This window comes from Longimicrobiaceae bacterium, from assembly GCA_035696245.1.
GTDB lineage: Bacteria > Gemmatimonadota > Gemmatimonadetes > Longimicrobiales > Longimicrobiaceae > DASRQW01.
This window is the reverse complement of sequence record DASRQW010000062.1, coordinates 1-2,967: the sequence shown is the minus strand read 5'-3', so window position 1 is coordinate 2,967 and position 2,967 is coordinate 1. Positions and strand designations below refer to the sequence as shown.

Genomic DNA, 2,967 nt, shown 5'->3' with positions numbered 1-2,967 from the left:
GGGCGCCCCCTCCCGCTCGCTTAGGCTCGCACCCTCCCCCGCAAGCGGGAGAGGGTTGGTGGTTCGGTGCGCGTCCGGGCTTCCGGCGTGACGGAAGGCTCCGGGGTTAGTCCGCGAAGGCGGACTTTGCGCTGTTGTTGCCGCGGTTTCAACTGCCAGACAGCCAGGCCGCCGCCCGACATCCACCGAAAACCGCTTCTGTTCATCGACCGACCGACGTTCGATCGGTCGATGTTCGTCAGCCGCCGAGGAAGGTGGCGTCGGCGGTGAGGTCGCGCAGGGCGGCCACGAGCGTGGGGAGGATGGGCTCGGTGCCGTGGCGCGTGAGCGTGAGCGACAGAGGAACCGGGCGCCGGACATCGACCGCCAGCTGCCGGTCCGCGAAGGCGCGCTGGAGGGGCGACATCCGCGGCACCACGCCGTGCCGGAAGTTGATCCGCACGTCCCACGGGCGAACGAGGATGCGCTCGATGCGGAGCTCGCGTCCAAGCAGGCGCAGCGCGGCCGTAGCGAGCATCGTCTCCACCTCTTCGGGCACCGGGCCGTAGCGGTCGCGCAGCTCGCGGCGCACGGCGTCCACGTCGGTGACCTTCTCCTCGCGGCTCAGGCGGCGGTAGAAGTGGAGCTTCTGCGCCTCGTCGGCCACGTAGCTGTCGGGGATCAGCGCCGCACCGTCCACCGAGACCTCGGCCAGCATGCTCGCGGCGGTCTTGCCGCCGTCCTTCATCTGCCGGATCGTCTCCTCCAGCAGGCGCATGTACGTGTCGAGGCCCACGGCGTGGACGAAGCCGCTCTGCTCCGAGCCGAGGATGTTACCCGCGCCGCGCAGCTCCAGGTCCTTGAGGGCGATTCGGTAGCCGCTGCCCAACTCGGTGTAGTGCTCCAGCACCCGAAGGCGCTTCTCCGCGTCCTCGTTCACCTCGTCCGGGATCAGCAGGTAGCAGTACGCCCGGTGGTGCGAGCGGCCCACCCGGCCGCGGATCTGGTACAGCTGCGCCAGGCCGAAGTGGTCCGCGCGGTCGACGATGAGCGTGTTGGCGCGGGGCACGTCCAGCCCCGACTCCACGATGGCGGTGGCGACCAGGATGTCGACCTCGCCCTCGATGAAGCGGGTCATCACCGCCTCCAGCTCCTTCTCGCGCATCTGCCCGTGCGCGATGCCGATGCGCGCGTCGGGCACCAGGTCCTGCACCATCTTCGCGACCGTGGCGATGGTCTCCACACGGTTGTGGACGAAGAAGACCTGGCCGCCGCGGTCCAGCTCGCGGCGGATGGCGTCCTCCAGGATCGCGTCGGTCCACGGCAGGACGTGAGTGATCACCGGCTGCCGGTCGCGCGGCGGGGTCTGGATCAGCGTCATGTCACGCAGGCCCAGCATGGAGAAGTGCAGCGTGCGCGGGATGGGCGTGGCGGTGAGCGTCAGCACGTCCGTAGTCTTGCGCAGGTGCTTCAGCAGCTCCTTGTGCTTCACCCCGAAGCGCTGCTCCTCGTCCACCACGATCAGGCCCAGATCCTTGAACACCACGTCCTGGCTGAGCAGGCGGTGGGTGCCGACGATCACGTCCACCTCCCCCGCGGCCAGCCGCACCAGCGCCTCGTTCTGCTCCTTGGCCGTGCGGAAGCGCGAGAGGGCCTCGATGCGCACCGGGAAGTCGGCCAGGCGCTCCGAGAAGGTGTGCATGTGCTGCTCGGCCAGGATCGTCGTGGGAACGAGGACGGCGACCTGCTTGCCGTCCTGCACCGACTTGAACGCGGCGCGGATGGCGATCTCGGTCTTCCCGTATCCCACGTCGCCGCAGATCAGGCGGTCCATGGGGCGCGGCGACTCCATGTCGCGCTTCACGTCTTCCGTGGCCTGGCGCTGGTCCGGCGTGTCCTCGAAGAGGAAGGCCGACTCCATCTCGCGCTGCCAGCGCGTGTCGGGCGAGAAGGCGTATCCGCGCTCGGCGCTGCGGGCGGCGTAGAGCTCCAGGAGCTCGCTCGTCATCTCCTGGATGGCGCGCTGGGTGCGCTGCTTGGCGCGCGCCCAGTCCTTGCCGCCGATCTTGTGCACCTTGGGCGCGGCGGCCTCGTCGCCGTCCGACACCCAGCGTTCGATGAGGTCCACGCGGTGCACGGGCACGCGCAGCAGCTCGCCGCCCGCGTACTCGATCACCAGCGTCTCGAACTCCTCCTCGCCCAGGCGGACGCGCTCCATGCGGCGGAACTGGCCCACGCCGTGGTCCATGTGGACCACGTAGTCGCCCGGCTTGAGCGCCGCCACGCTCTCCAGCGCCGCCCCGCCGCGGAACCGCCGCTTGCGGCGGATGCGCCGCGTGCGCCGGAAGATCTCGTGGTCGGTGAGAACGCGCAGCGGCGGCTCGGCGTCCTCCATCACGAACCCGCCGGCCAGCGAGCCGATGCCCAGCGTGACGGCGTGGCTCACCACGCGCAGCTCGTCGAGCAGCTCCTGGAGCCGCTCCATCTGCCCCTGGTTGTCGCACAGCAGCAGCGCCCGCTCGCCGCGAGACGCCCCGGCGCGCAGGATCTCGCCCAGGCGCTGCATGTCGCGGTCTACCGCCTCGGGCGGGCCGATGCGGAACTCGGCCGTGTGGCGCAGCGGCACCCCGCCCGCGCTGCCGATGAAGAGCTGCGGCTGCTTCGCGAGCCGCGCCCGCGCGTCGGCGGCGGAGAGGAAGAGCCGCTCGGGCGCCTCGGGCCTGCCGCCGCGCTGCGCCTCGGCCAGGTGCAGGCGCTGCACCTCGCCCCAGGTGCGCTCCATCTCCGCGGGCGTGCCGCTGCCGGCCAGGTGGACGACCACGGCGTCCGGCGGGAGATAGTCGAGCAGCGACCGCCGCGGTGCGTCCGGGTCCGCCACTTCCTTCGGGTCGCGCATCCCGGCGGAGATGCCCGCGCGGAGGTCGACGGGAAGAAGCTGCAGCGTGTCGACCGGGCGGACGGAGAGCTGCGAGAGGATGTCGAAGTAGC

Annotated in this window: 1 protein-coding gene; it reads right to left on the bottom strand. The window is 71.0% G+C overall.

The genetic code is table 11. The features are described from left to right. Window positions 1-238: 238 nt before the first annotated feature. Window positions 239-2,967: transcription-repair coupling factor (gene mfd / locus VFE05_02935; GenBank protein HET6229005.1), on the bottom strand; the 2,729-nt coding region annotated here is incomplete at its 5' end.